Source organism: Tenacibaculum sp. M341, assembly GCF_004337695.1.
Classification (GTDB): Bacteria; Bacteroidota; Bacteroidia; order Flavobacteriales; family Flavobacteriaceae; genus Polaribacter.
On the sequence record NZ_SJXJ01000020.1, the window covers coordinates 51025 to 77822 of the forward strand.

26 protein-coding genes are annotated in these 26798 nt (G+C 30.2%); 10 read left to right on the forward strand and 16 right to left on the reverse strand.

All coding sequences use genetic code 11. The features are described from left to right. Positions 1–145 precede the first annotated feature (145 nt). Positions 146–634, forward strand: coding sequence for a DUF456 domain-containing protein (locus EYW44_RS17965; RefSeq protein ID WP_132725873.1), 489 nt, complete (start codon positions 146–148; stop codon positions 632–634). 316 nt (positions 635–950) lie between these two features. Further along, positions 951–2645, forward strand: a complete 1695-nt coding sequence (gene lysS / locus EYW44_RS17970) for a lysine--tRNA ligase (protein ID WP_132725876.1) — start codon at positions 951–953, stop codon at positions 2643–2645. 70 nt (positions 2646–2715) lie between these two features. Here the strand turns inward: lysS and EYW44_RS17975 are convergent, their stop codons facing one another. The 5 genes from EYW44_RS17975 to EYW44_RS17995 form a co-directional block, all read right to left on the reverse strand. Continuing rightward, positions 2716–5079, reverse strand: coding sequence for a hypothetical protein (locus EYW44_RS17975; protein ID WP_132725879.1), 2364 nt, complete (start codon positions 5077–5079; stop codon positions 2716–2718). A gap of 93 nt (positions 5080–5172) precedes the next feature. Continuing rightward, positions 5173–5808: a transglutaminase-like domain-containing protein gene (locus EYW44_RS17980; RefSeq protein WP_132725882.1), complete on the reverse strand. Its 636-nt coding sequence runs from the start codon at positions 5806–5808 to the stop codon at positions 5173–5175. A 20-nt stretch (positions 5809–5828) separates the two neighbouring features. Further along, positions 5829–6152: a hypothetical protein gene (locus EYW44_RS17985; protein WP_132725884.1), complete on the reverse strand. Its 324-nt coding sequence runs from the start codon at positions 6150–6152 to the stop codon at positions 5829–5831. Positions 6153–6158: 6 nt separating this feature from the next. Beyond that, positions 6159–6719, reverse strand: a complete 561-nt coding sequence (locus EYW44_RS17990; RefSeq protein ID WP_132725887.1) for a Crp/Fnr family transcriptional regulator — start codon at positions 6717–6719, stop codon at positions 6159–6161. Continuing rightward, complete coding sequence (locus EYW44_RS17995) at positions 6719–8236, reverse strand: GH3 auxin-responsive promoter family protein (RefSeq protein WP_132725889.1); 1518 nt, start codon at positions 8234–8236, stop codon at positions 6719–6721. The genes EYW44_RS17990 and EYW44_RS17995 overlap by 1 nt, the downstream gene beginning before the upstream one ends. Before the next feature lie 55 nt (positions 8237–8291). Between EYW44_RS17995 and EYW44_RS18000 the strand changes: the two genes are divergently transcribed. Beyond that, complete coding sequence (locus EYW44_RS18000; RefSeq protein ID WP_132725892.1) at positions 8292–9086, forward strand: DUF2797 domain-containing protein; 795 nt, start codon at positions 8292–8294, stop codon at positions 9084–9086. 45 nt (positions 9087–9131) lie between these two features. On the opposite strand, the gene EYW44_RS18005 is transcribed toward EYW44_RS18000, so the two are convergent. Beyond that, positions 9132–9713 (reverse strand): DUF6515 family protein, encoded by a 582-nt coding sequence (locus EYW44_RS18005; RefSeq protein ID WP_132725895.1) that lies wholly within the window; start codon positions 9711–9713, stop codon positions 9132–9134. A 176-nt stretch (positions 9714–9889) separates the two neighbouring features. On the opposite strand from EYW44_RS18005, the gene EYW44_RS18010 reads away from it, so the two are divergent. After that, positions 9890–10504 (forward strand): hypothetical protein, encoded by a 615-nt coding sequence (locus EYW44_RS18010; protein WP_132725898.1) that lies wholly within the window; start codon positions 9890–9892, stop codon positions 10502–10504. Positions 10505–10577: 73 nt separating this feature from the next. Here the strand turns inward: EYW44_RS18010 and EYW44_RS18015 are convergent, their stop codons facing one another. Next, positions 10578–12701: a carboxy terminal-processing peptidase gene (locus EYW44_RS18015; RefSeq protein WP_132725901.1), complete on the reverse strand. Its 2124-nt coding sequence runs from the start codon at positions 12699–12701 to the stop codon at positions 10578–10580. A 290-nt stretch (positions 12702–12991) separates the two neighbouring features. Between EYW44_RS18015 and surE the strand changes: the two genes are divergently transcribed. Genes surE through EYW44_RS18040 form a run of 5 tightly spaced genes read left to right on the forward strand, consistent with a single transcriptional unit; the run spans position 12992 to position 16208 of the window. Next, the gene (surE, locus tag EYW44_RS18020; protein ID WP_132725904.1) at positions 12992–13762 is read left to right on the forward strand and encodes a 5'/3'-nucleotidase SurE; all 771 of its coding nucleotides are present in this window, start codon (positions 12992–12994) and stop codon (positions 13760–13762) included. Continuing rightward, positions 13750–14040 (forward strand): hypothetical protein, encoded by a 291-nt coding sequence (locus tag EYW44_RS18025; protein ID WP_132725907.1) that lies wholly within the window; start codon positions 13750–13752, stop codon positions 14038–14040. The genes surE and EYW44_RS18025 overlap by 13 nt, the downstream gene beginning before the upstream one ends. After that, positions 14040–15149 carry a lipid-A-disaccharide synthase gene (lpxB, locus tag EYW44_RS18030; RefSeq protein ID WP_132725910.1) on the forward strand — a complete coding sequence of 370 codons (1110 nt, stop codon included), beginning with the start codon at positions 14040–14042 and terminating at the stop codon, positions 15147–15149. The genes EYW44_RS18025 and lpxB overlap by 1 nt, the downstream gene beginning before the upstream one ends. Before the next feature lie 9 nt (positions 15150–15158). Beyond that, on the forward strand, positions 15159–15689 hold the full coding sequence (locus EYW44_RS18035; RefSeq protein WP_132725933.1) for a C40 family peptidase: 531 nt from the start codon (positions 15159–15161) through the stop codon (positions 15687–15689). Continuing rightward, a complete protein-coding gene (locus tag EYW44_RS18040) occupies positions 15690–16208 on the forward strand; it encodes a C40 family peptidase (RefSeq protein ID WP_132725935.1) in 519 nt (172 codons plus the stop codon). Positions 16209–16280: 72 nt separating this feature from the next. Here EYW44_RS18040 and obgE read toward each other — a convergent pair whose 3' ends face one another. From obgE to secDF, 3 genes are all read right to left on the reverse strand, one after another. Then, entirely contained in the window at positions 16281–17270 is a 990-nt protein-coding gene (obgE, locus tag EYW44_RS18045; protein WP_132725938.1) for a GTPase ObgE, read from the reverse strand. A 94-nt stretch (positions 17271–17364) separates the two neighbouring features. Further along, on the reverse strand, positions 17365–18483 hold the full coding sequence (locus EYW44_RS18050) for an adenylate kinase (RefSeq protein ID WP_132725940.1): 1119 nt from the start codon (positions 18481–18483) through the stop codon (positions 17365–17367). A gap of 97 nt (positions 18484–18580) precedes the next feature. Continuing rightward, positions 18581–21574 (reverse strand): protein translocase subunit SecDF, encoded by a 2994-nt coding sequence (gene secDF / locus EYW44_RS18055; RefSeq protein WP_132725943.1) that lies wholly within the window; start codon positions 21572–21574, stop codon positions 18581–18583. A gap of 255 nt (positions 21575–21829) precedes the next feature. Here secDF and EYW44_RS18060 point away from each other — a divergent pair, with 255 nt between their 5' ends. After that, positions 21830–22453 carry a hypothetical protein gene (locus EYW44_RS18060; RefSeq protein ID WP_132725945.1) on the forward strand — a complete coding sequence of 208 codons (624 nt, stop codon included), beginning with the start codon at positions 21830–21832 and terminating at the stop codon, positions 22451–22453. Positions 22454–22511: 58 nt separating this feature from the next. On the opposite strand, the gene EYW44_RS18065 is transcribed toward EYW44_RS18060, so the two are convergent. From EYW44_RS18065 to EYW44_RS22500, 6 genes are all read right to left on the reverse strand, one after another. Continuing rightward, positions 22512–23108 (reverse strand): hypothetical protein, encoded by a 597-nt coding sequence (locus EYW44_RS18065; protein ID WP_132725948.1) that lies wholly within the window; start codon positions 23106–23108, stop codon positions 22512–22514. A gap of 77 nt (positions 23109–23185) precedes the next feature. After that, on the reverse strand, positions 23186–23530 hold the full coding sequence (rplT, locus tag EYW44_RS18070; RefSeq protein WP_132725951.1) for a 50S ribosomal protein L20: 345 nt from the start codon (positions 23528–23530) through the stop codon (positions 23186–23188). A 101-nt stretch (positions 23531–23631) separates the two neighbouring features. Further along, complete coding sequence (rpmI, locus tag EYW44_RS18075; RefSeq protein WP_132725953.1) at positions 23632–23829, reverse strand: 50S ribosomal protein L35; 198 nt, start codon at positions 23827–23829, stop codon at positions 23632–23634. A 56-nt stretch (positions 23830–23885) separates the two neighbouring features. Beyond that, on the reverse strand, positions 23886–24404 hold the full coding sequence (gene infC / locus EYW44_RS18080; RefSeq protein WP_165872268.1) for a translation initiation factor IF-3: 519 nt from the start codon (positions 24402–24404) through the stop codon (positions 23886–23888). 75 nt (positions 24405–24479) lie between these two features. Continuing rightward, on the reverse strand, positions 24480–26432 hold the full coding sequence (gene thrS, locus EYW44_RS18085) for a threonine--tRNA ligase (protein ID WP_132725956.1): 1953 nt from the start codon (positions 26430–26432) through the stop codon (positions 24480–24482). Between the two features lie 86 nt (positions 26433–26518). After that, a partial coding sequence (locus tag EYW44_RS22500) for a hypothetical protein (protein WP_207893809.1) occupies positions 26519–26798 on the reverse strand: 280 nt, incomplete at its 5' end.

Here is a 26798-nt window from a genome sequence, read left to right on the forward strand (position 1 = left end):
TGGTTACAAATATAACTAAAAAATTAGTTTAAACTAATTTTTTAGTTAAAAAGTAACATTTTGAACTTTTGAGCGTCTTAATAAGTAGAGAAGAAGAGGAAAAGAAAAAATTTCATTTTCCATTTATAAATTAAGTATTAAAAAGATGGATGTATTTTTAACAGTTTTAGGTTTTGTGTTTGTTTGCTTGGGAATTGTAGGATCTTTTTTACCTGTATTACCGGGGCCTATTACAAGTTGGGTAGGATTATTATTAATTCAATTAACATCGCCTATTGCTGAAAACTGGATGTATTTAGGAGTTACATTGTTTGTTGCAGTTTTCATTTTTATTTTAGATTATTTTATACCAACCATCGGAGCTAAAAAGTTTGGAGGTTCAAAATATGGAGCTTACGGAACCACCATAGGCTTAATAGTAGGATTATTGTCTCCAATTCCTTTTGGTATTGTAATTGGTGCTTTTTCAGGTGCGTTGGTAGGGGAGTTGTTGTATGATAGTGAAGATATAAATAGAGCGCTAAAAGCTTCATTTGGAGCGTTTATTGGGTTTTTAACGTCAACCTTCATTAAATTTTCTACAGCTATATTGTACTTTATTTTATTTATAATGGATCTGATTACGGTTCTTTAGTTGTATATGTTAAGAAAAAGATATATTTTCGCAAAAAATAGGTAAAAAAAAAGCAACCCATTTTTGGGAAGCTTTCCATTGGTTAACAAAACCTTTGGCAATTTCTTGCCAACAACACAACTAAACGCTGCTTTCATAAAAAGCAGCCTGCAAATATACGCTTTAAAAACAACTCACCAAATTTTTTTTGGTTTTTTTCTCATTTTCTTTAAAAAAATATAAATTCAGTAGTGTATTTAAAATATACTTCATTGTCTAGTTATGTAATAGATCGTATCTTTGCGCCTTTAATTTAAATCACTTAAACAAAATAGTAATGCAATTATCAGAACAAGAAATTGTACGTAGAGAAAAGCTTGCAAAATTACGTGAGCTAGGGATTAATCCATATCCAGCAGACTTATTTCCTTTAAATTCTAATTCGAAAAAGATTAAACAGAACTATAAGGAAGGTGAAAAGGTTATTATTGCTGGTAGATTAATGTCTAAGAAAGTACAAGGAAAAGCTTCGTTCGCAGAATTGCAAGATAGTGAAGGTAGAATTCAGGTGTACTTCAATCGTGATGAAATTTGTCCTGGAGAAGACAAAATGAAGTACAATGACTTATTTAAAAAATTATTAGATTTTGGAGATTTCATTGGAATTGAGGGAGAGTTATTCAAAACTCAAGTTGGTGAAACTACCGTAATGGTTAAAGACTTTAAGTTATTAAGTAAAGCTTTAAAACCATTACCATTACCAAAAACAGATAAAGAAGGTAATGTATTCGATGCATTTACAGATCCAGAAATGCGTTACCGTCAGAGATATGCTGATTTAGTAGTAAATCCAAATGTAAAAGAGGTATTTGTTAAAAGAACAAAATTATTCAATGCTATGCGTCAGTTTTTTAACGATGCTGGTTACTTTGAAGTTGAAACACCAATTTTACAACCAATTCCTGGAGGAGCAGCAGCAAGACCTTTTATTACGCATCATAATTCATTAGATATTCCATTATATATGCGTATTGCTAACGAATTATATTTAAAAAGATTAATCGTTGGTGGTTTTGATGGTGTTTATGAGTTTTCTAAAAACTTCCGTAACGAAGGAATGGATAGAACTCATAATCCTGAATTTACAGCAATGGAAATTTATGTAGCCTATAAGGATTACAATTGGATGATGGAGTTTACAGAAAAGTTATTAGAGCATTGTGCTATTGCTGTAAACGGAACAACGAAAGCTACTTTTGGCGAGCATGAAGTTGATTTTAAAGCTCCATATGCACGTGTAACAATGGCTGATTCTATCAAACACTTTACAGGTTTCGATATTAATGGTAAATCTGAAGAGGAGTTGTTTGAAGCTGCTAAAGGTATGGGGATAGAGGTTGATAAAACCATGGGTAAAGGAAAGTTAATTGACGAGATTTTTGGTGAAAAGTGTGAAGGAAACTACATACAACCAACTTTCATTACAGATTATCCAAAAGAAATGTCTCCTTTATGTAAAGAGCACAGAGATAATCCTGAATTAACAGAGCGTTTCGAATTAATGGTATGTGGTAAAGAAATTGCCAATGCATATTCTGAGTTAAATGACCCAATTGATCAAAGAGAGCGTTTTGAAGCACAGTTAAAATTAGCTGACAGAGGAGATGATGAAGCAATGTTTATTGATCAAGATTTCTTACGAGCTTTAGAGTATGGTATGCCTCCAACTTCAGGATTAGGTATTGGAATGGATCGTTTAATTATGTATTTAACAAACAATCCATCAATTCAAGAAGTATTATTCTTCCCTCAAATGAAACCAGAAAGACAAGCGCCTTCTGTAGCTTTAAATGATGAAGAGAAAGCTTTATTAGCATTAATTGAAAAAGCTGAGAAAATTGATTTAAATGCATTAAAATCTCAGTCAGGATTAAGTAACAAGAAATGGGATAAAACTATCAAAGGTTTAACTAAAAATAATTTAGCAAAGGTTTCTAAAACTGATGAAGGATTATTTGTAGAAATAGTATAGTTATCAGAATACATAAACAAAAACAGGTTGTCATTTGACAACCTGTTTTTGTTTTAAATACATTTATCTCTTATTTATTCGGATACTCTTTCAAAGTTCGAACATCTATCCAGCCTTTTTCACCAGTTAAAGCTTCATAAGACATAAAGTTAGTATTAACTTTACCTAGTGTTTTGTATTTAAGTACTGTTTTAAAAGAATAAATTCCATATTTGTCATCCTTTTTTACAATTATTAAAGGTTCTCTTAATTCAATTTCATCATATTGTACAGGTAGTAATTCTTTAGCTATAGCTTTTCCATATTTTGGAGCATTAATGTCTATAATTTCAGGAATTAATAATGCATCCTCTTTAGGAGTTTCTTTATCTAAATAGTTGAATTTTACATCATGACTATAAGAGAACAAGCCAACTTTTTTTCTTCTTTTTACAACTAACAAATTTGTTCTGTTTTGATAACCATCAACAAAACTACTATTACCATTATAGCCTTCAGATTTTGTTTTATTAAGAAAAGTGATGTCGTATTTATGGTCTAAATTTTCAAGAAGTAATATATTGTTTTCCATAGGTTTATGACCAAATTCGCCATTGGTTATTTTTATAGCATTCACAAGCTTTTTACTAGCTGTTTTTTCAGTTACAATATTAAAATCGGTATAGCCAACTGTGCCGCAAAATAAATATGATATTTGTTGTTTTTCAGTATTGTTTCCTAAAACATCAATAAAAGAGACATTGTTATTCGCTAATATTTGCAAATTACCTCTGTCGTAGTAAACTTGTCTAATATTAGGAATAGGAAGTTTTTCTAATTTAGAGTTGTAAATATCGATATCATTTTTATTTCTACAGATGATGTAAGCATTGTTTCTTTCAATATAATCGTAGGCTTTATTGATGACTATTTCATTAAAAGAATTTGTGATATACTTTTTTTCGTTTTGAGATGTTATACCATAAAAAATAGTAGCATTGGAGTATTGTATTAACTGTTTTAAAATATCATTACTTAGCTTAGAGTTAACATTTTCTGTAGCGTTGTTTTCTCTGTTGAAATTTACAACAAGTCCTTTTTTTGTAGGGATGATATAATATGCTATTTCGTCTTCATAGCTTAACATCAATATTGGTTTTTCATTATTGATAAGTAACACATTTATAGTATAAAAGTTAGCATTTTCTACACGCCATTTTTTCAAGTCGTCATCTTTGTAGGTGTATGAGGATCCAAATCCGCCATGATTAACTTTTTTAAAATTCAAATCAAGATGAACAAAAAAATCTGAATTAAATTGTTTGAAAATTATTTTATGTTTTACCCTATTTTTAGAGTAAGATTGAGATTCTGAATAGTCATTACTCCATTCTTTTTTTGAAATGGATTTCAATAAACTTTCTACTGTTTGCGATTTAATATCACTGACCCTAATAATTTGATCAGAATATTTTGTGACAGTTTCTAAAGAATAACTTCTATTAACGTTACGATAAGACCAAAATGATTTTAAAGGAGTTGAAGGATTGTATAGTAAGTTGTGGTTTATTTCTAAGTATGCATCAGTTCCTTTTTTTTGATAAAATTCAAGAGTACCATTTTTATCAGTGCCTATTAGATTGATGTTGTTTAAATGTATTATTTTACTAGTCTGACTATTTCCATTAACAGAGTCTAATTCAGTAACAAAACCATTTTTAGTCTTATACTTATAATGTTTACCATTTACTTGTTTGTCATCTATAAAATCTCTTTTGTATAACTTTTGAATCAATTTACTACTTTGGTTGTATAAATGAACCTCTGTGATTTTTTTATTAGCATAGTCTACAGTTTTGGCAATGTTACCACTGTTCATCCAATACGTTTTTTTTAAGAAACTAGTAGAATAAGGTCTTTTTGGTTTTAAAGAGCTTTTTCCTGAATAATACTTTCTTTCAAAACTACCAATGGTATTATTTGAGGTAAATCCATTGTTGTAATTTTCAGATAATATCAAATTACCTTTATTGTTTAAAAGATCAATTTTACCATTTTTCACGCCATTTTTATAGGTAATCGTTTTCCAAAGAGTACCATTATGGTGGTAATATTTTAAAGGTAGATTAGTTAGGTTGAAATTTTGTTCGTGAGAAGTATCAAAACCATCTTTGTTGTACCAATAAACATCTCCCACAAAAACTTTTAATGAATCTGTGTAAGCATAACCTTGCATTTGCATATTTCCGTTTTTATGGAAATCAATTATTAATGAAAGGTTTTTTACCTTTTTTAAAGGTAATGGTCTGTAAAAAGCATGTTGGTCTTTAGTGGAAACTTTCCAATGCTTATCGTAATATACAGTGTCTTTAATTTCAGTTTGAGAGAAACTATTCTGAATAAAAACTAGTGTAAGTACAATGAAGTTTAAGTAGAATGTTTTGATCTTTTTCATTTGAATTAAAATTTTAACCAAATTACTTTATTCATAACAAATAGAAGTACCTCAATATTTATTCGTTAGGAAACTTTTGGTATTTGTATCCAATTAAAGCTTAAACTCGGTAGTATTATCTTTTGTAATAAAAATATGTGGGTAATGTTCTTTTACATTAGCAATCATAAAGTCTACCGGAACGTCTTCAAAATACCCATAATCATCAATATATTCCATAAAAAGGTTTCCTTCATCATTAAATTTTTGCAAAAAAGAATTGTTTTCGCCATCAAAGGCTAAAGGAGCCACTTTACACATTTTACACAAAGCAGCATTAAAAGCAGGCGAAGCTTTTAACCATTGACCATTCAAATAAATTTGAACCATTCCATGTGGTGTTAATTCATTGGTGCCAAATTTTTCAATCAATCGTTCAACAGCAATATGATTTTTTACTTTGCCTAAATGAAGACGGGCAGGAATATTTAAAGCACGTAAACAAGCAATAAGTAAAATCGATTTTTCAACACAATGTCCTGTAGGCTTTTTAGCAATTGTACTTGCTTTATAATTTTCTTTAGATAAACTTAAGTTGTAAGGATTATATCTCCATGAATCACGAATTTTTAAGTACAAAGCTACAGCCTGTTCTTTTTTAGATAATGAAGAATCTTTATAATTTGAGATTAGCTGTTGAATTTCATCACTTTCATAATCAAAAAAATAAGTTGCAGATAAATAATCCATAATTTAAGTATTAAGTTGCATCAGTCATTTAAAATAACCTTTTGTACTTTTTTAGTAGTAGAATCAAATTCAATATCAAGGTAGAAAGGAGTCATATATCCAAAATCAACTAAATATAAGTAGTTGGTTTTTGAACTATCTTTTGGAATACCTAAAAGGTTAGTAACTTCTATTTTGCTTTTACCAATTAAGACATTGTTTTCTACCAAATCAGTAACCATGTTTCCTCGTTCTAATTGCGAACCAGATTTCCATTTTTCAGTAGAAAACTTTTCTGTTTTTGTATTTGGTGAACAACTAGCACATAACAATATAAGGTAAAATAATAAGACTATTTTATTCATAATACCTTATTTCCCTCTAATTCTACTAAATGTTTCAGGAGTCATGCCTAAAAAAGAAGCTAAATGTTTTGCAGGCACACGTTGAAAAAGTTCAGGTTTTTTTTGAAGCAAATCTTCATAACGTTCATGAGAAGTATGTAGTAATAAACTATCTAAACGCTCAGCTAAATCGATATAAATCTTTTCTAAAAATAACCTACCAAAGTGTTCAAATTGATGACTTTTAGCAGACAATTCTTCAATATCATTTCTAGAAATAGCAATACACTCTATGTTTTCCATAGCTTCTATACTGTATTTACTTTTTTTTCGCTGAATAAAGCTGTCTATAGCAGTAATACTTTCTTGTTCTTGAGCAATATGAACGGTTACATCTTTTCCGTCTCTGTAATAAAAAACACGGGCTACACCATCTAATAACAAATAAAAATGTTTACAAATAGTGTTTGAATGATGCATTATTTCTCCTTTTTTAAAAGTCATAGGAATTGCCACTTCTTGTAAAGATGCTGCAATTTCTGGGTTTTCTAAAAGTAGATTAGCGTTATGTAGAAAGAAAGATTCCATTAATGTGTTTCTAATAAATGTAATTCTTCTAAAAATGTTCTTTTGTTGGATAACCTAGGTATTTTATGCTGACCGCCTAGTTTTCCTTTTTGTTTTAGCCAATCATAAAACAATCCATCACGAGCTTCATTAACTTTAGGCATAGATAATGTCATGTTATTATAACGCTTCGCTTCATAATCAGAATTACAATTTTTCAAAGCATTATCTAAAATCTCTGTAAAAAAAGATAAATCTTTAGGTTTGTTTTCAAATTCAATGATCCATTCATGGGCACCTTTTTCTTTACCATTCATAAAAATAGGAGCAACGGTATAATCTTTTACTCTTGAATTTGTTTTTTCACAAGCAGATTTTAAAGCTTCTTCAGCATTTTCAATAATTAATTCTTCACCAAAAACATTGATATGATGTTTGGTACGTCCAGTAATTTTAATTCTATATGGATCTGTAGAAGTAAATTTTACAGTATCACCAATTAAATAACGCCACAAACCACCGTTAGTAGTAATTACTATGGCGTAATTAATGTTTGTTTCAACTTCAGAAAGCGGAATAGCTTTAGAATCTTCACCTTCATAGGCATCCATAGGAATAAACTCGTAAAAAATTCCATAGTCAAGCATTAATAACAATTCTTCAGAATTATTTTGATCTTGAATCGCAAAGAAACCTTCAGATGCATTGTAGGTTTCATAATACTTAAAATCTTCCCTCGGAATTAACTTTTTATACTGTTCTCTATATGGATTAAAGTTAACGCCTCCATGAAAGTAAACTTCTAAATTAGGCCAAACTTCTAAAATATGATCTTTACCAGTTTTTTCTAAAACTCTATTTAAAAGTACAAGCATCCAAGAAGGAACACCAACAATACTGGTAATGTTTTCATGAATAGTAGCATCTATAATGGCTTCCATTTTAGTTTCCCATTCTTCCATTAAAGCAACTTCTTGCTTAGGAGCAGAACTAAAATCAGCCCAAAAAGGCATGTTTTCAATAATAATAGCAGACAAATCACCAAAATAAGTTTCATTATCTTCATAAATAGCAGAGCTACCACCTAATCTTAGACTTTTTCCAGTAAATAATTGAGCGTCTTCATTGTTGTTAATATATAAGCACAACATGTCCTTACCTGCTTTAAAATGACAATCTTCTAAAGCTTCATCACTTACAGGAATAAATTTACTTTTAGCATTTGTAGTACCGCTCGATTTGGCAAACCATTTTATTTTACCAGGCCAAAATAAGTTTTGTTCCCCTTTTCTACATCTTTCAATTAAAGGTTCAATACTTTCATATTTCTGAATAGGAACACGTTTTGTGAAATCCTCGTAATTTTTAATTTTATAAAACTTATGCTCTTTACCAAACTCCGTGCTTTTAGCAATAGCAATTAGAGTTAGTAACAGTTCATCTTGAACATCAATAGGATACTTTAAAAAAAGTTCCATCTGATGTCTTCTTTTTTTCAAAAACCAAGAAATAATAGAATTTATAAACTGTAATGGCATTTTTAACGGCTAATTTGTAAGTTTGTTGTAGGCTAAAAATAGTAAATTTTACAACATGCAATACACAGGAGTTTTAAAAAAAATGAATACTGAGTTTTTAGATACGATTCAGTATTTTTTAGATATGAAGACCGATTTAATAAATGTAAATCAGTTGCTTAACAAAACAATAGAAATAAGTTTTGTTACTTATGAGTGTTTGTCATGTGGGTTAGAAAAAGAAATTTACCGTCAAGGTTTTTGTAAGTCGTGCTTTTTTGAAACACCACATGCGGGTGATTGGATTATGCGTCCAGAATTAAGTAAGGCTCATTTAGATGAAGAAGATCGTGATTTAGAATATGAGAAAAAAGTTCAATTACAACCTCATATAGTGTATTTAGCAAATTCTAGTAATGTAAAAGTTGGAGTAACTCGCAAAACTCAAGTGCCAACTCGTTGGATAGATCAAGGAGCACACGAAGCTATTGAAATTGTTGAGGTACCAAATCGTTATTTAGCAGGGATTACCGAAGTTGCATTAAAAGATCATGTAAAGGATAAAACGAATTGGCGAAAAATGCTAAAGAATGATATTGAAGATGAAAGTTTAGATGCTTGGAAGGAAAAGTTAAAAGCTTTTATACCTGAAGAGGTAAAAGAGTATTTTATAGAGAACAACAAAGAAACAGAAATTAATTTCCCAGTTCATAAGTACCCAGAAAAGCCTAAAAGTTTAAATATAAAAAAGGAAGGTAGCTACACAGGTAAGCTAGTTGGAGTTAAAGGACAGTATTTAATTTTTGAAGATGATACCGTATTTAATGTTCGTGCCAATGAAGGTTTGGTAGTGAAGATTGAATTAAAATAAATAACAAACAGCTTTAGTAAAATACTAAAGCTGTTTTTGTATACATTATTGTTCTACAAATCCAATTACTTCATAAGCGCGAGTTCCGTTAACTTGAATTTTTTCATACAAAACATTTGAAAATTCGTAGTAAGTGTAGTTGTTTATGGTAACTTTTTCATATTCATCTGGAAGTTCATATACAATTGTACCAATTTCAGGTTCTACTACTTCATATTCATTGTCTTTTTGAAGATAGAAAACTCCGTTAAACGAAAAATAATTCCTACCTCTAAATACTACTTTTCTATAACCAACAGGTAATGTTCTAACTCTAAAGCCAATTTTAGGAGTTATAACAATATATCTTCCTCTAGAATAGGTGTAAAATCTGTTGTTAGCATAATAGTACTTATTGCCTCTGTGTTTAATAATTTTTCTGTTGGTAGGTAAAGTTCTAATAGAAACAACTTTTCTTCTTTGTTTTTTATATTTTACTCGTTTACTAGATACTCTTCCAACGGTATGTTTTTTCTTAACTGTTTTTCTTTTAACTAATTTTCTTGTAACCTGTGCATTTGCATTTTGAACACTAGGAATAATAAACATAAAAATTGATAGAAACACTACATAAATAACTCTTGCCATAATACTTTAATTTTTAGTTATACTAATAAGACTAAGTCTGACTAAAAAGGTTTATTAAGTACTTAAGAATTAGAAAAATAATTAAGTGTTATGATTTTGTAAAAAGAAGTAATTGAGTGTTTTAACACAAGATTTTTAATTAACTTTATTAATTAACAATTAAATCTTTTATTAAAATGAAAACACAAATTTTAAAAGTTAGAGCAATAGCTTTGATGACGGTTGCATTTGGTGTATTTACATCATGTGAAAAAAATGAAGAAACAGTTATAGATGAAACATCTGTAGTTGAAGAAACAGTTGTTACTTCTAAAGTACAAACTAAAACTTCTTTAGTGGGCGTAAGACGTTATTTTTTAGGAGGTGCTAATAGTATTCATACTTATAGAGTAAGCAATATTGGGGCTGCTATAGGAAGGTATGAAGGTATGCCTTTTAAGTTGGGAATTTATAATAATAGAATAACACCAACACCGCCATCAGGAACTAGAAAGTTATATTTTTTAATCAGTCCTGGTAACAGAGATTTTTTAATGACTACCAATGTAACAGAAAGAAACAATGTGCGTAGAGCAGGTTGGAAAGATGTTAGCGAGTTTAATTTTGTAGAAAGAGATAGGTTGTTATTAAACGAATCAGCTTATATACATACTTCTGGAGGAAGCGGACGAGTTAAATTATATCGTTTTTATGGAAGTTCTAATAGCGACCATTTATTTACAACAAATTATCAGGAAGGTGTAAATGCTGGATATGCTTATGAAGGAACGATTGGATGGGTACACAGATAGCCAATTATCAAACTAAAAGATAAAAGAAAAGCGTGTTGATTAACACGCTTTTTTTATGGTATATATAGAGTTGTTATTTTTTAACTAACTCATACTTTTTATTCATTTTTAATTCGCTTAAAACATTTAAAGCTTCATTTAAATAAATGTCTTTCTTCATGTTCTTATGCCAAATAGAACGTTTGTCGTTAAGAGTTGAATCTTTCTTAATTAACGGTAATTCATATTTAGGAGAAGAAAAAGTTAAGTTTGAAGAAAACTTGAAAATATCTTTAAACTTTTTAGCTTCAGTTTCTCTTTGATCACTTTCTTTTTGAAAAGTATTATAATTTAAAGAGTATGTGTTATCATCCTGATTAGCTTTTAACCATTTAGCATATTCATTAATAGAAATAAACTTTTTGTTTTTGCTAATTCTATCTTTACTATTATTTACAACTTCATCAAAGTTGATGTAAGAATTCGTTTTGTTGTATTTAGCTTGATCTACTTTGTCCCAAGGTAAGGCTCCATCTAAATCACGCTCACCAAATTCCATATATGTATAACGGTCTGGCATTGCAATATCAGAATAAACTCCTTCAATTTGAGTAGAACCACCATTAATTCTATAGAACTTTTGAATTGTCATTTTTAAAGCCCCTAAATCATCTGGATATTTTTTCACGTAATAGTTTAAAGGAAGTACATTTTGAACCGTTCCTTTACCATAGGTTTGTTTACCACCAATCACAACAGCTCTACCATAGTCTTGCATTGCCGCAGCAAAAATTTCTGAAGCAGAAGCAGACATTTCATTTACCATTACTACTAACGGACCATTCCAGTGAATATCTGGGTCTGTATCATTTTTAATAATAGCATCTTCATCTCTATATTTAACTTGTACAATAGGTCCTTCATTAATAAATAAACCACCTATATCAATTACAGTAGATAAAGATCCTCCACCATTATTACGTAAATCAACAATTAAACCTTCTACATTTTCAGATTTTAAACGAGTAATCTCTTTTTTCATATCGCTAGCAGCGTTACGTTTGTTCACATCGTTAAAATCAATATAAAACTTAGGTAAATTAATTACTCCGTATTTTTTACCATTTTTTTCTACAATACTAGATTTTACAAAAGTTTCTTCTAACTCCACAATATCTCTGATAATAGGAATTACTTTTGTAGATCCGTCTAATTTTTTCTTTACCGTTAATCTAACTTCAGTTCCTTTTTTACCTTTAATAAAAGTAATGGCATCGTCTAATCTCATACCAACAATGTCTAAAGGCTCTTTATTTCCTTGGGCAACTTTTAAAATGATATCCCCAGCCTCTAAATCACCTTGTTTCCAAGCTGGACCACCAGAAATTAATTCAACAATTTTAGTATAAACACCATCCATTTGTAAACGAGCACCAATACCTTCTAATTTTCCAGACATGTCTTGGTCAAATCTAGATTTTGTTCTTGGAGACATATATGTTGTATGCGGATCAAAACTACTAACTACACTATTTAAAAAAGTTGAGTACCAATCAGAGTTTTCTAACTCTTCAATTCTTAGGTATAAATCATTCATGTTTTTCAACACGTCTTTTCTAGCTTCTTCTTCTAAAACTTTAAATGATTTAGTAGTTGCTTTCTTGTCTTTCTTTAATTTTTCTCTTTGTTGGTCTTCTGCATCTTGAACTCTACTGATTACTTGTAGTTTCAATTGCTTTCTCCAATAATCAATCAATTGATTTTCATTTTTAGCAAAAGGCATTTCATCATAATCAACATCAATTTCTTCTTTTTTCTTGTAATTGAAGGACTCAGCTAATAATGATTTATAAGTAGTTTTTGCTGATTGAATTTTTTCTAAAAATCTACCGTAAACTAATTTGTAAAAATCTAATTTAGAATCTTTCAGTTGGTTGTCTATTTGAAACTTATACTTAGAAAATTCTTTTAAATCTTCTTGAGTAAAGTAACGTTTACTAGGATCTAATCCATTAATAAATTCTTTGTATACATGTTCAGAAAAATCATCATTCAAGTCTTTCTTTACATAATGACCTCGAGTAAGAATGTTTTTCAACACGTATAATATCAATTGATCTTTTTCAGGATCGCCTTTTGAAGGTGCGGAGGTGTTTGCATTAAGGGTATTACCAATTAGTAAAAAACTAAGTAAAGCAATAAATAATTTCATCTTCATAAATCGTTAATCGTTAAAATGAATAAATACTATTGGGTATTTGCTAAGCTACTAAAATAATGCCAATTTAACTAAAGCTTTCAATGATAATCCTTTTTTAAAGATTGTTTAACATTCTTCATTGGAAAGCGTTAAAAAAACGAGTAAAGAATTTAATAATAAGCAGTACCTATAATCATAGTTTCACAAGTTACAAGTTTAATTATAATAATTCCGCTTCTATCTTTACAAAATGTTAAAAAATGCAGTAATATTTTAGTGTATATTTGTCTATAAGTAAATACCATATTATGCAAGAGAAACCGTTAATTTTAGTTACAAACGATGATGGAATAACAGCGCCAGGACTGCGCATGCTTATTGAAATAATGAACGAAATTGGAGAAGTAATTGTAGTGGCACCAGATAGTCCGCAAAGCGGAATGGGGCACGCTATAACGGTTAATAATGTATTGCATTGTAATCCGATTTCTATTGATGAAGGTCCGCAAATAGAATACAGCTGTTCTGGTACACCTGCTGATTGTGTAAAGATGGCTAAAAACGAAATTTTAAATAGAAAACCAGATTTATGTGTTTCAGGAATTAATCATGGAGCAAACTCTTCAATCAGTGTTATTTATTCAGGAACAATGAGTGCCGCTGTTGAAGCTGGGATTGAAGGGATACCTGCGATAGGTTTTTCATTGTTAGATTATAGTTGGCATGCTGATTTTAGAGCTGCTAAAGAGTTTGTTAAAAAGATAGTTTTAAATGTTCTTTTAAATGGATTACCAGATGGAATAGTATTGAATGTAAATATTCCAAAATTGAAAGAATCAGAAATTAAAGGAATAAGAGTGTGTAGACAAGCAAACGGATATTGGAAAGAAGATTTTGATAAACGTAAAAGTCCAACTGGTAAAGATTATTATTGGCTTTCAGGTGAGTTTATTAATAACGATAAAGGACAGGATACAGATATTTGGGCTTTAGAAAATGGTTACATTTCTCTAGTACCAGTTCAGTTTGATATGACTGCACATCATGCAATTCAAAAACTGCACACATGGGATTTATAAAAAAAGAAATATTAATCGGATTTTTAGTATCCATTTTTGCTACAATGTGTGGTTTGTTTATTTACCTGCAATATGTTTCTCGTTTTGGATTTTTTGAAACTATTGAAATGCTAAGGCAAAGTGGAGTCGTAGGTTCTGTGGTTGCGTTAGCAGCTTTACCTAACTTATTTGTGTTTTTTGTGTTTCTTAAAAAGAAGCAGGATTACAGAGCAAGAGGTGTATTAATTGCTACAATTTGTACAGCAATATTTACTTTTATTTTAAAGTTTTTCTATTAATGAAATATTACATAATTGCAGGTGAAGCTTCTGGAGATTTGCATGGAGCAAATTTGATGAAAGAGATTTTTAAAGAAGATGAAAATGCTAATATTCGTTTTTGGGGAGGAGATTTAATGAATGCCGTAGGAGGTGAGTTAGTAAGTCATTATAAAGAAAGAGCCTTTATGGGGTTTGTAGAAGTGATTTTAAATCTTCGTAAAATATTCGGTTTTATAAAGTTTTGTAAAGAAGATATCCTTAAGTTTAATCCAGATGTTATTATTTTTATTGATAATTCTGGTTTTAATTTAAGAGTTGCTAAGTGGGCAAAAGAAGAAGGATTTAAAACAAGTTATTACATTTCTCCTCAAGTTTGGGCGAGTAGAGCAAGCAGGGTAGAGGCTATAAAAAGAGATGTTGATAGCATGTATGTAATTTTACCTTTTGAAAAGCCATTTTATGAAAAGTATGATTATGAAGTTACTTTTGTAGGACATCCGTTGATTGATGGAATAGCTGGTAGAGATCAAGTGGATGAGAAAAGCTTTAGAGAGCAATATCAGTTAGGAAATAAAGAAATTATAGCATTATTACCAGGGAGTAGAAAGCAGGAGATAAAAAAGATGTTGGCTACAATGTTACAAATGGTTGATAAATTTCCTAATTATCAATTTGTAGTTGCAGGAGCACCAAGTCAAACAGAAGAATTTTACCAAAGTTTTCTTTCAGAAAAAAATGTAAAGTTTATCAACAATAAAACATATGACTTATTAAGTGTAGCTAAAGCAGCTTTAGTTACATCTGGTACAGCAACATTAGAAACAGCTTTATTTAAAGTGCCTCAAGTGGTTTGTTATAAAGGAAGTTGGTTGTCTTATCAAATAGCCAAAAGAATTATTACCTTACAGTATATTTCTTTGGTGAATTTAATAATGGATAAAGAAGTGGTGACTGAATTAATTCAGAATGATTTTACAGTTGCTAATTTGGAACAAGAATTGCAAAAGATTCTAGATGAAACGCACCGAGAAAAGTTGTTTCTTGATTATTTTGAGTTAGAGAAAAAACTTGGAGGTAAAGGAGCATCAGCAAAAACAGCGAAATCTATAGTAAATAGTTTAATATAATTTGATTACATGATAAAAAAAGTACTATCCCTAATATTACTAGCTTTTTTATTTAGTTGTTCTTCATCAAAAACAGTTTATAAGAAGAGAACTCCAAGTAGAAAAACGGTATATAAAAAAAGAACTTCAAGAAAACCTGTAAAGCATAATTCGGCAGTAGCTGATAAAATTGTAAATACTGCGTTTACCTATAAAGGAACAAGATATAAATACGGAGGAACGTCGAAGAGAGGAATGGATTGTTCTGGTTTAATTATGACTGCATTTAATAAAAATGGAAAGTCTTTACCAAGAACTTCTTATGACATGTCTAATACAGGAAAAACAATTTCTTTAAAGAATGCTCGTAAAGGCGATTTATTGTTTTTTACAACTAATCCTAGAAAACCAAGAAGAATAAGTCATGTTGGTTTGGTTACTGAAGTAAAAAACGGAATTGTTTATTTTATTCATGCCTCAACTAAAAGAGGAGTAACAGTAAACAATATGTCTCAAAATTACTACAAGAAGAACTACGCAAAAGCTAAAAGAGTATTATAGGTGAGAAAAGTTGGTACCATATTCGTTTTTATACTTTTAATTTCTGCGTACAGATTTGCAAATAAAGAGAAGCAGAATGTATCAAGTACAACTAATAATGAAGTTGTATCTGTAGAGCAAGTTTCAGTGAATGTTAGTAAAGCAGATGAAGTAATTGAAATAGCAGATTCTTATAAAGGAGTAGGGTATAAGTTTGGAGGTACCGACAATAATGGTATGGATTGTTCTGGACTTGTGTATACTTCTTTTAAAAAAATAGGAATACAATTACCTAGAACTTCAAAAGCAATGAGTGCTAAAGGATCTAAAATAGATTTAAACAACGTTCAAAGAGGTGATTTAATATTTTTTAATATTGATCGTTTACAAGGAAATATCAATCACGTTGGTTTAGTAGTTGATACTGATAATTACAATGTAGTTTTTATCCATTCAAGCACATCAAAAGGAGTAACAGTTTCATCATTAGAAGAAGATTATTGGAAAGATGCTTTTGTAGTGGTGAAAAGAGTATTGTAAAATACAAATACAGATAAAAAAACAACCTCTAAGATTTTCTTAGAGGTTGTTTTATTTTATGATAAAATTAGACTAATTTAAAAAGCTCCAAAGCTTATCTTTTAATTCCATTAAACCTTGCTGAGCTACAGAAGAAATGAATAAAGTTTCTACTCCTTCTGGTAATTCTTCAGCGATTTCAGTTTTCAGCTCATCGTCTAGCATATCAGCTTTAGAAATAGCTAATAAACGTTGTTTGTCTAAAAGTTCAGGATTGTGTTTTTTAAGTTCATTTAAAAGAATTTCATATTCTTTTTTGATATCGTCACTATCAGCAGGAATCAAAAATAACAATAATGAGTTACGTTCAATATGTCTAAGAAAATAATGACCTAAACCTTTACCTTCAGCAGCACCTTCAATAATTCCTGGAATATCAGCCATTACAAAACTCTGATGATTTCTGTATTCTACGATTCCTAAATTAGGTTTTAAAGTAGTAAAAGCATAATCAGCTATTTTGGGTTTAGCTGCAGTTAAAACAGATAATAAAGTTGATTTACCTGCATTTGGAAATCCAACTAAACCAACATCTGCTAAAATTTTTAATTCTATTCTAAACCAAGCTTCTATACCGTCAATACCTGGTTGTGCATATCTGGGAGTTTGATTTGTTGAAGATTTAAAGTGCCAGTTACCACGACCACCTTTACCACCTTCTAAAAGGATAATATCTTCTTGATCGTCGGTAATTTCAAATAAAATTTCATCAGTATCAGCATCTCTAATAATAGTACCTAACGGAACAGGGATAATTACATCCGATCCATCTTTTCCTGTACTTCTATTTGAACTTCCATCTCCACCATGTTCTGCTCTAAAGTGACGTTTAAATTTTAAATGGAATAAAGTCCACATAGCTTTATCTCCACGTAAAATTACATGTCCACCACGACCACCATCACCACCATCAGGTCCTCCTTTAGCATTGTATTTTTCACGATGCAAGTGCGCAGAACCGCGTCCTCCTTTTCCAGAAGATGCATAAATTTTTATGTAGTCAACAAAATTTCCTTCAGTCATTAGTTCAAATTTTAAAAATTTAAAGATTGAATGATACTTAAAATATATGATCATTCAATCTTTTTGATACTTTCTTTTAATATATCATGAAAGTTTATAAAGTGTCAAAAACTTTCGATAAACGATCAGTAATTTCTTCAATGGCACCTACACCATCTACACCATAATAATTACCTTTAGCTTCGTAAAAGTCTTTTAAAATAGCTGTTTTAGTATTGTACTCATTAAAACGATTACGGATTTTCTCTTCATCTGTATCATCAGAACGTCCGCTTGTTTTTCCTCTCTCTAAAATACGAGCTACTAATAAATCTTCAGGCACTTCTAAAGCAACCATTCCGTTAATACGCTCACTTTTTTCAGCTAAAAAACTGTCTAAAGCTTTAGCTTGAGATTCTGTTCTTGGGAAACCATCAAATATAAATCCTTTTGCTTCTGGATTTTTATTTACTTCTTCCTTCAACATATTAATAGTAACTTCATCAGGAACTAAATCTCCAGCATCAATATATTTCTTAGCCAATACTCCTAACTCAGTTTCGTTTTTAATATTAAATCTAAAAACATCACCAGTAGAAATATGCACTAAGTCATACTTTTCTTTTAAAAGAGTTGCTTGAGTTCCTTTTCCTGCACCAGGAGGACCAAATAATACTATGTTTTTCATCTTAGGTTGTGTTGTTAATTGATAAATAGAATTTAAATTTCTGCCAAGGCCATCATAATCTAATCCGTACCCAACAATAAACTTATCCTCTATGTTTTTTCCAATATAATTAATATGTAATTCTTTTCTGTAAACATCAGGTTTAAAGAAAAGAGAAACAATCTTTAGTTCTTTAATGTTTTTTGTTCTGAAAATCTCATAGATTTCTTGCAACGTTGTTCCAGTATCTATAATATCTTCCAAAATAATTACAGTTCTATCCGATATATCTTCGTTAATACCGATTAATTTCTTTACACTTTCTGAAGAGTTAGTACCTTCATAGGAAGCTAACTTTACAAATGAGATTTCACAGTCGCCATTGTATGCTCTTAAGAAATCAGCAGCAAACATAAAACAGCCATTTAAAATACCAACAAAAAGCGGTTTTTCATCTTTTGGCAAGTCCTGTTTTACTTGATAGGCAAGTGTTTTTACAATTTTAGAAATCTCCTCTTTAGAAACTAATTCTTTAAAATATAAATCGTGTAACTTCTTTATCATCATATACCTGTAAATATAATCATTAAATAAAAAAACCGCCTTGAATACTGATGAATTTCAGTAAGAGCAAAACGGTTTTTTAAATTATTATATATTTTTATTATTGATCTTCGTTCTTCTTAGTAGCATCAAACATAATTGGAGTTGCTACGAATAATGAAGAGTAAGTACCTACTAATACACCAATAATTAATCCGAACATAAATCCTCTGATACTATCACCTCCAAAGAAGAAGATAGCTAACATTACTAACATTGTAGTCAAAGAGGTATTAATAGTTCTTCCTAATGTACTACTTAAGGCTTTATCTACTAATTTTCCAGAGAATGAAGTGCTGTTAGCAGCATACTCTCTAATTCTATCGAAAATTACCACGGTATCATTCAACGAGTAACCAACTACTGTTAAGATTGCAGCAATAAATGATTGTCCGATTTCCATATCAAATGGCATAAACTTGTAGAATAAAGAGAAAATACCAAGTACAATTAATACATCATGGAATACAGCAGCTACTGCACCAATAGAGAAAGAAATCTTTCTAAAACGTATTAAGATATATAAGAATACAATAATTAATGATCCGATTACAGCCCATATTGCAGCTTGTTTAATATCATCTGCAATAGTTGGATCAACTTTCATGTAACTCATGATTCCTTGAGCATTTCCTATTTTTTCAAATCCTGGTTTAAATTGCTCGTAAGTAACATCACTTAAGTAAGGCTTTAAACCATTGTATAAAGTACTTTGTACTAATTCATCAACTTCTTTACTCTTGTCTTCAATTTTGAAAACAGTAGTTATTTTTAATTGGTAGTTAGAACCGTAAGTTTTAACCTCAGGAGCAGTACCAAATACATCTTTTAAAGAATTAGCCACTTCATTAGCTTTCATTGGTTGTGCAAAACGAACAAGGAAAGAACGACCTCCTTTAAAATCAACTCCTTGCTTTAATCCAATAGTAGACATTGAAATTAATCCAATTAATACAAAAGCTCCAGATATTACGTAAGCAATCTTACGCTTCTTTAAAAATTCAATGTTAATATTCTTAAACCAGTTTTTAGAAATACTAGTGTTGAAAGGTAAACTTGCATTTTTTACAACATCACCATCAATGAATAAACGAGTAATGAATACAGCAGTAAATAATGAAGTAATAATACCTAAAATTAAAGTATAAGCAAAACCTTTAATAGGTCCTGTTCCAAATACTAATAAGATAACACCAGTTAATAAAGTAGTAATGTTTGCATCTAAGATTGCAGATAAAGCACCTTTAATACTAAATCCTTCAGAAACAGAATCAGATAAACTCTTTCCAGAGTTTAAGGCTTCTTTAATACGCTCAAATATGATTACGTTGGCATCAACCGACATACCAATGGTTAAGATAATACCAGCAATACCAGGTAATGTTAAAACAGCACCTTTACTAGCTAACCATCCGAAGATTAATAACATGTTTAAAGCTAATGCAATATTTGCATATAAACCAGCTTTACCGTAGTATAAAATCATCCAAGCTAAAATTAAGAAAATAGCTAAAGCAAATGACCACATACTAGCATTGATAGATTCTTTACCTAATGAAGGTCCAACAACTTCTGCTTCAATAATTCTTGCAGTAGCAGGTAATTTACCAGCTTTTAATATCGTGGCAATATCTTGAGCTTCTTCAACTGTCATTAATCCACCAGAAATTTGAGTACTTCCTCCAGTAATAGCTCCATTTACACTAGGAGCGGTATATACATAATTATCAAGGACAACAGCAACAAATTTACCTACATTTTCACCAGTCATTTTAGCCCATTTTTTAGTACCAACACTATTCATAGTCATAGATACTACAGGCTTACTTAATTGATCATAATCTTGTTTTGCATCAGCAATAACATCTCCTTCTATTGGTGCTTTATCATCTCTGTTAGACTTCATAGCGTATAAAGAAATAATCTCTTGAGGGTTTTCTTTATTACTGCTTGTTTGTGATTGATAATCCCACAAGAATTTTACATACCTTAAATTTGTTGGTAATAAAGCTTTAATTTCTTTACTTCTCAACAAATCATTTACTGTTGCAGTATCTTTGACTGAAGCAAAACCTATTACGGGGCTTGTTTGAGCTTGATTTTGAGCTACATTTGGAGATAAATAAGTAAATAAGCTTTTTTGATTAGCATTTGCTTCATCAGTATCATTAGCTTCATTTAATAAATCATCAATATTATCTCCTGTTTTAGTAGAATCTTTTTCTTCTGTAACAGTTTTTTCTTCTTTACTCTTTAAAAGTTCTATTGCTTTAGAGTTTGCAGTAAAAAGAAAGTTTTGTACATCAGTATTTGTATACACCTCCCAAAACTGTAATTTAGCAGTACTCTCTAATAATGTTCTAACACGTTCAATGTCTTTAGCTCCTGGTAATTCAACTTGAATTCTTCCAGAAGTTCCAATTCTTTGAATGTTAGGTTGTACAACTCCAAACTTATCAATACGACTACGTAATACTTCAAAAGCAGTACTAATAGATACGTTAATTTCTTCTTGTAAAATAGGCTTTACTTCGCTGTTAGTTTTGTTGAAGTCAATTTTATCACGAAGTAATTTATTACCAAAAATAGTAGGATCGCTTAATTTTACGCTTCCATTACTAACAGATTCGAATTGATCATAGAATAAATCAATATAATCATCTTGAGAATCCTTTTGAGATTCATCAGCTTGTGCTAAAGCTTTAATGAATGTAGGATTCTTTGAATCATTTGATAATCCAATTAAAATATCTTTAACAGATACTTGTAAAATTGCATTAATACCACCTTTTAAATCAAGACCAAGATTCATTTCTTTATCTCGGATATCATTATAGGTAAAGTTTGCAACTACCTCTTTATTTGCAACACTATCAGTATATCTCTTCTCTAAACGAGCAAGCTCTCTACCATCATCTTTTTTAACTGCTTTATCTGTAGCATACTTTTTTGCTTCTTTCTCTACCTTATTGGCAAAAAAAGTAAACGATAATTGATATAGACTTACTAATCCGAAAAGGATTGCAAATAATCTAATAAGACCTTTGTTTTGCATTTTAAATTAATTTAAATTGACTTCTTTTTTTAAAACGTGCAAATATAGTATAACAAAAAAGAAAACCCAATTTTTTATTGCTTTTATGTGATAAAAAGCTTAAACATTTTTTGATAAAATCAAATTTTTATTTGTTTTTATTAAGATTATTCAATGAAAAACCATTCTTATTTGTATTATTCTTGCAAAAGCTGATTAATTTTTCTATATTTAGAGGTAATCAGCGGGGAGATAAGTTGTTATAAATTTTTAATGATGAAATTCATAAATAGAACATTTTCCCGATTGCTTAAGAATAGGAGGTACTACACTCCTTATTATAAGCGTACACTTCACCGATATACAAATACAATTGTTTATTACGAATTATACAATAGAGTAGGGAGAGCTGATGATTTTTTTAGCACTAAAGAAAAAATAGCATTCTCTAATCAAATAACTTTTGGTTCAACTTTCAACCAAGTGAAAAATAGGTTTTATGGTTCATTTAGATTAGTGAACAAGGTTAAACATATAACTATTTTATTTTCTGAAATGAAGATTGATAAGTATAAGTTTTCGTTAGAAATGCATTTTTTTAAAGATAGTTTAGTCTTTTTTAAATATGTTTTTAGAAATAATGAGCAAAAAGATTTTTTATTAAACATGATTAGAGAAAAATATTTAAATAAGTCTAATAAAGAGATAAAAAATCAACTGTTTGTAAGAGATAATCACCAAAACTGTATTTACATAGAAAACGAAGTAGATTTATCTATAAACTACTTGAGTTTTAATCATGGTTTTTTCGAATATCTATCAATGAAAAAAGAAGAGGAAGAAAACTTTATTTTTCTTAAAAACACAGAATCAACAGAGAAGTTATATAATGTGATATAATTAGGATGTGTCAAAAAAAAAAAATCGAGTTGAAAACTCGATTTTTAATATTTTAAATTTAAACTCCTCGTTGTTTATTTATTTCATCTTGAAGTTGTCTTCTTAACTTTTGTTCTTTTTCGATTGATTTTTTTCTATGAGTTTCAAATTCTTGTTCTATTTCTTCTAAATTTCTCTTTGCTTGTTTAGTAACAACATTGCTACTTTTAAATTTGAAAATAAAGAATAACATAACCAATGTAAGAATAGCAATTAAAGACCAAAGAGTTAAGTTATATGAAGTTTTACTAATATTAGCTCCCAATAAACTCATATTATCTTCTTTACCTTGAGATTCATTTAACTCTTCAGTTAACCCATTTATTTTGTTATTCAAATCATCAATACTTTTTGTTTGGTTATTGATGGTTTCTTGTCTGGTAACAATTTCTTTTCTTAAAATTTGTACACTATCCAAAACACTTTTTTCGAAAGTTCTAAAATCAGTACGCTTAATCATTTTATATTCCTGATAAGTACTTGCTTTAGAATAGGTTTTTACAAACTGATTTTCTATAGTGTTAGGAAGTTCGCTTATCTGTTTCTTAGTTAATTTAGTTTGAGCTATAACTGAAACAGAAAATAAAGTTAGAAATAAAAGATGGATAGTTTTCATTAAAAGAGAATTAGGATTAATTTAAAAAAACCCAAACGATAAAGTTTGGGTTTTTAGTATAAGCAAGATTGTTAAACTTATTTTACTTTATCTACGATTGCCTTAAAAGCTTCAGGGTTGTTCATAGCTAAATCAGCTAAAACCTTACGGTTTAACTCGATGTTATTAGCTTTAACTTTCCCCATAAACTGTGAGTAAGACATTCCGAACTGACGAGCCCCAGCGTTAATACGTTGGATCCATAATGAACGGAAATTTCTTTTCTTGTTTTTACGGTCACGGTAGGCATAAACCATTCCTTTTTCAACCGCATTCTTTGCTACTGTATAAACGTTTTTTCTACGTCCAAAGTAACCTTTTGCTTGCTTCAAGATTTTCTTTCTTCTATTTCTTGAAGCTACTGAATTTACTGATCTTGGCATAATTCTGTGTTTTTTTGTAGTAGGCGATTATAAATTAAAAATCTACAATACTTTTTATTGAGCCCACTCCATGGTTAATAATTAAATTACCTGCTAACTAATTATTTTAATAATAATTGTTGCTTGATGCTACCCTCGTCAGACTTGTGTACTAACGTCGAGTGGGTTAATGCAAGCTTACGTTTCTTAGACTTCTTAGTTAAGATATGACTCTTAAACGCGTGCTTTCTTTTAATCTTTCCAGAACCAGTTAACTTAAAACGTTTCTTGGCACTAGATTTGGTTTTCATTTTAGGCATTTTCTTGCTATCGTTTTATCTTGCTTATATTATTTATCTTTCTGTTGTAACAAAAATTACTTTGTTTTCTTAGGAGCAATAAACATAATCATACGCTTACCTTCTAACTTAGGCATTTGCTCTACTTTACCATAGTCTTCAAGTTCTTGAGCTAATTTTAATAATAAAATTTGCCCTTGTTCCTTAAATACAATAGATCTTCCTTTAAAGAATACATAAGCTTTTAATTTAGCACCGTCTTGTAAAAACTTAACAGCATGTTTCTTTTTAAACTCATAATCATGCTCATCAGTTTGAGGTCCAAAACGAATTTCCTTTACAGTTACCTTAGTAGCTTTCGCTTTTAAGGCTTTTTCACGCTTCTTTTGTTCGTATAAGAATTTTTTATAATCAATAACTTTACAAACAGGCGGTACTGCTTTTGGGGAAATTTCAACTAAATCTAACTCTAGTTCACGAGCAATCTCTTTAGCTCTAGCTAAAGGATATACTCCTACTTCTACGTTGTCTCCTACAAGACGAACTTCATCAACATATTTAATTTTTTCATTAATTCTATGTTGATCTTCTTTAATTACTCTTACGGGCCTACGACGACCACCTTTTCTTCTAATTGCTATGGTTATTAAATTTTAAAATTATTATTACAACTAATTATTGGTGTTAAATGTCATTAATGTTTTCTGAATTTCTTCATTAATTAATGATACAAACTCTTCAATGGTAAATGTACCAATGTCACCTTCTCCATGTTTTCTAACAGATACCGTGCCATCTAGCTCCTCTTTTTCACCAATAATAATCATAAAAGGTATCTTGTTAACTTCCGCATCTCTAATCTTACGACCAGTTTTCTCATTTCGGTTATCAACGAGGGCGCGAATTTCGGAATTTTCTAACAAATGTAAAACTTTTTCTGTATATTTTTCATATTTCTCACTGATTGGCAGTATAATAACCTGCTCAGGCGTTAGCCATAGCGGGAAATTTCCTCCTGTATGCTCTAATAAAATAGCAATAAAACGTTCCATAGATCCAAATGGAGCTCTATGAATCATTACAGGTCTGTGTAATTCATTATCACTTCCTTTATAATTCAAATCAAAACGTTCAGGTAAGTTGTAGTCTACTTGTATAGTACCTAATTGCCAACTTCTTCCTAAAGCATCCTTAACCATAAAGTCTAATTTAGGCCCATAAAAAGCAGCTTCACCAGCTTCAACAACAAAGTCTAATCCTTTATCTTTTGCTGCGTTAATAATTGCTTGTTCAGCTTTCTCCCAATTTTCTACAGAACCTATATATTTTTCTGGATTATCTAAATCTCTAACAGAAACCTGTGCAGTGAAATTATCAAAACCTAAAGATCTAAATACATATAAAACTAAATCAATAACGTTTTTAAACTCTGTATCTAATTGTTCTGGAGTACAAAATATATGAGCATCATCTTGAGTAAAACCTCTAACACGAGTTAATCCATGTAATTCACCACTTTGTTCATATCTATAAACTGTACCAAATTCAGCAAAACGTTTAGGTAAGTCTTTATAAGAATATGGTTTGTGGTTATAAATTTCACAGTGATGAGGACAGTTCATAGGTTTTAATAAAAACTCTTCATCATCTTTAGGAGTTGTAATTGGCTGAAAACTATCTTCACCATATTTAGCATAATGTCCAGAAGTAACATATAAATCTTTCTGACCAATATGTGGAGTCATCACCATTTCATACCCAGCTTTCTTTTGAGCGACTTTTAAAAAATCTTCTAAACGTCCTCTCAATGCAGCTCCTTTAGGCAGCCATAAAGGTAAACCTTGACCAACTTTTTGAGAAAAAGTAAATAAATCTAACTCTTTACCTAATTTTCTATGATCACGTTTCTTAGCTTCTTCTAATAATTCTAAATACTCTGTAAGCATTTTTTGCTTCGGAAAAGAAACACCATAAATACGCGTAAGCTGATTGTTCTTTTCATCTCCTCTCCAATAAGCACCAGCAACATTCATTATTTTTACAGCTTTAATAATACCCGTATTAGGTATGTGTCCACCACGACATAAGTCTGTAAAGTTGCTATGGTCACAAAAAGTGATATCACCATCTTCAAGTCCTTCAATCAATTCAACTTTGTATGAATTGTTTCTTTCCTTATAATATGCCAATGCATCAGCTTTTGAAACTGATCTCATTTTAAATTCAGCTTTCTCTCTCGCTCTTTCTAAAAACTTTTTTTCAATAGAAGCAAAGTCTTTTTCAGAAATACTGTGCTCTCCAAAATCAACATCATAGTAAAAACCGTTATCAATAGCAGGTCCAATAGTAAGTTTTGCATCCGGATAAAAATCTAATACAGCCTGAGCTAATACGTGAGCTGAAGAGTGCCAAAAGGCTTTTTTACCTTCAGGAGAATCAAAAGTATACAAGGTTAACTTTCCATCTTCTGTTAATGGAGTAGTGGTTTCAACTGTTGTTTCATTGAAGCTGGCAGAAATAACGTTTCTAGCCAAACCTTGACTTATACTTTTTGCAACATCGATAGGAGTAGAGTTCATCTCATACTCTCTAACGCTTCCGTCTGGTAATGTAATTTTAATCATTAATATAGTTAATTAGTGGATTTTCGTACAAGTGAAAATCCTATTTAAACGCAAATATATTGCAAATGCATTTTTTGTACAATATTTTATTGTGTTTCAAACAGACTATTATCAATAACTACACTAAAAGGTATAAAAAGGTGAGTGTAGAATAAGGTTTTTAATAAATGTAATTTGTAATCCTGTTGATAAAAAAGATAAGAAAAGCTTTGTAATACTGCTGAAAATAACAACTTAGATCCCTGATCCCTGATCCCTGATCCCTGATCCCTGATCCCTGATCCCTGATCCCTGATCCCTGATCCCTGATCCCTGATCCCTGATCCCTGATCCCTGATCCCTGATCCCTGATCCCTGATCCCTGAT

What these genes read in the sequence shown, in the direction of transcription:
- EYW44_RS17965 (WP_132725873.1), top strand. Translation starts at nt 146, where the DNA reads ATGGATGTATTTTTAACAGTTTTAGGTTTTGTGTTTGTTTGCTTGGGA.
- lysS (WP_132725876.1), top strand. Translation starts at nt 951, where the DNA reads ATGCAATTATCAGAACAAGAAATTGTACGTAGAGAAAAGCTTGCAAAA.
- EYW44_RS17975 (WP_132725879.1), bottom strand. Translation starts at nt 5,079, where the DNA reads ATGAAAAAGATCAAAACATTCTACTTAAACTTCATTGTACTTACACTA.
- EYW44_RS17980 (WP_132725882.1), bottom strand. Translation starts at nt 5,808, where the DNA reads ATGGATTATTTATCTGCAACTTATTTTTTTGATTATGAAAGTGATGAA.
- EYW44_RS17985 (WP_132725884.1), bottom strand. Translation starts at nt 6,152, where the DNA reads ATGAATAAAATAGTCTTATTATTTTACCTTATATTGTTATGTGCTAGT.
- EYW44_RS17990 (WP_132725887.1), bottom strand. Translation starts at nt 6,719, where the DNA reads ATGGAATCTTTCTTTCTACATAACGCTAATCTACTTTTAGAAAACCCA.
- EYW44_RS17995 (WP_132725889.1), bottom strand. Translation starts at nt 8,236, where the DNA reads ATGCCATTACAGTTTATAAATTCTATTATTTCTTGGTTTTTGAAAAAA.
- EYW44_RS18000 (WP_132725892.1), top strand. Translation starts at nt 8,292, where the DNA reads ATGCAATACACAGGAGTTTTAAAAAAAATGAATACTGAGTTTTTAGAT.
- EYW44_RS18005 (WP_132725895.1), bottom strand. Translation starts at nt 9,713, where the DNA reads ATGGCAAGAGTTATTTATGTAGTGTTTCTATCAATTTTTATGTTTATT.
- EYW44_RS18010 (WP_132725898.1), top strand. Translation starts at nt 9,890, where the DNA reads ATGAAAACACAAATTTTAAAAGTTAGAGCAATAGCTTTGATGACGGTT.
- EYW44_RS18015 (WP_132725901.1), bottom strand. Translation starts at nt 12,701, where the DNA reads ATGAAGATGAAATTATTTATTGCTTTACTTAGTTTTTTACTAATTGGT.
- surE (WP_132725904.1), top strand. Translation starts at nt 12,992, where the DNA reads ATGCAAGAGAAACCGTTAATTTTAGTTACAAACGATGATGGAATAACA.
- EYW44_RS18025 (WP_132725907.1), top strand. Translation starts at nt 13,750, where the DNA reads ATGGGATTTATAAAAAAAGAAATATTAATCGGATTTTTAGTATCCATT.
- lpxB (WP_132725910.1), top strand. Translation starts at nt 14,040, where the DNA reads ATGAAATATTACATAATTGCAGGTGAAGCTTCTGGAGATTTGCATGGA.
- EYW44_RS18035 (WP_132725933.1), top strand. Translation starts at nt 15,159, where the DNA reads ATGATAAAAAAAGTACTATCCCTAATATTACTAGCTTTTTTATTTAGT.
- obgE (WP_132725938.1), bottom strand. Translation starts at nt 17,270, where the DNA reads ATGACTGAAGGAAATTTTGTTGACTACATAAAAATTTATGCATCTTCT.
- EYW44_RS18050 (WP_132725940.1), bottom strand. Translation starts at nt 18,483, where the DNA reads ATGATGATAAAGAAGTTACACGATTTATATTTTAAAGAATTAGTTTCT.
- secDF (WP_132725943.1), bottom strand. Translation starts at nt 21,574, where the DNA reads ATGCAAAACAAAGGTCTTATTAGATTATTTGCAATCCTTTTCGGATTA.
- EYW44_RS18060 (WP_132725945.1), top strand. Translation starts at nt 21,830, where the DNA reads ATGAAATTCATAAATAGAACATTTTCCCGATTGCTTAAGAATAGGAGG.
- EYW44_RS18065 (WP_132725948.1), bottom strand. Translation starts at nt 23,108, where the DNA reads ATGAAAACTATCCATCTTTTATTTCTAACTTTATTTTCTGTTTCAGTT.
- rplT (WP_132725951.1), bottom strand. Translation starts at nt 23,530, where the DNA reads ATGCCAAGATCAGTAAATTCAGTAGCTTCAAGAAATAGAAGAAAGAAA.
- rpmI (WP_132725953.1), bottom strand. Translation starts at nt 23,829, where the DNA reads ATGCCTAAAATGAAAACCAAATCTAGTGCCAAGAAACGTTTTAAGTTA.
- thrS (WP_132725956.1), bottom strand. Translation starts at nt 26,432, where the DNA reads ATGATTAAAATTACATTACCAGACGGAAGCGTTAGAGAGTATGAGATG.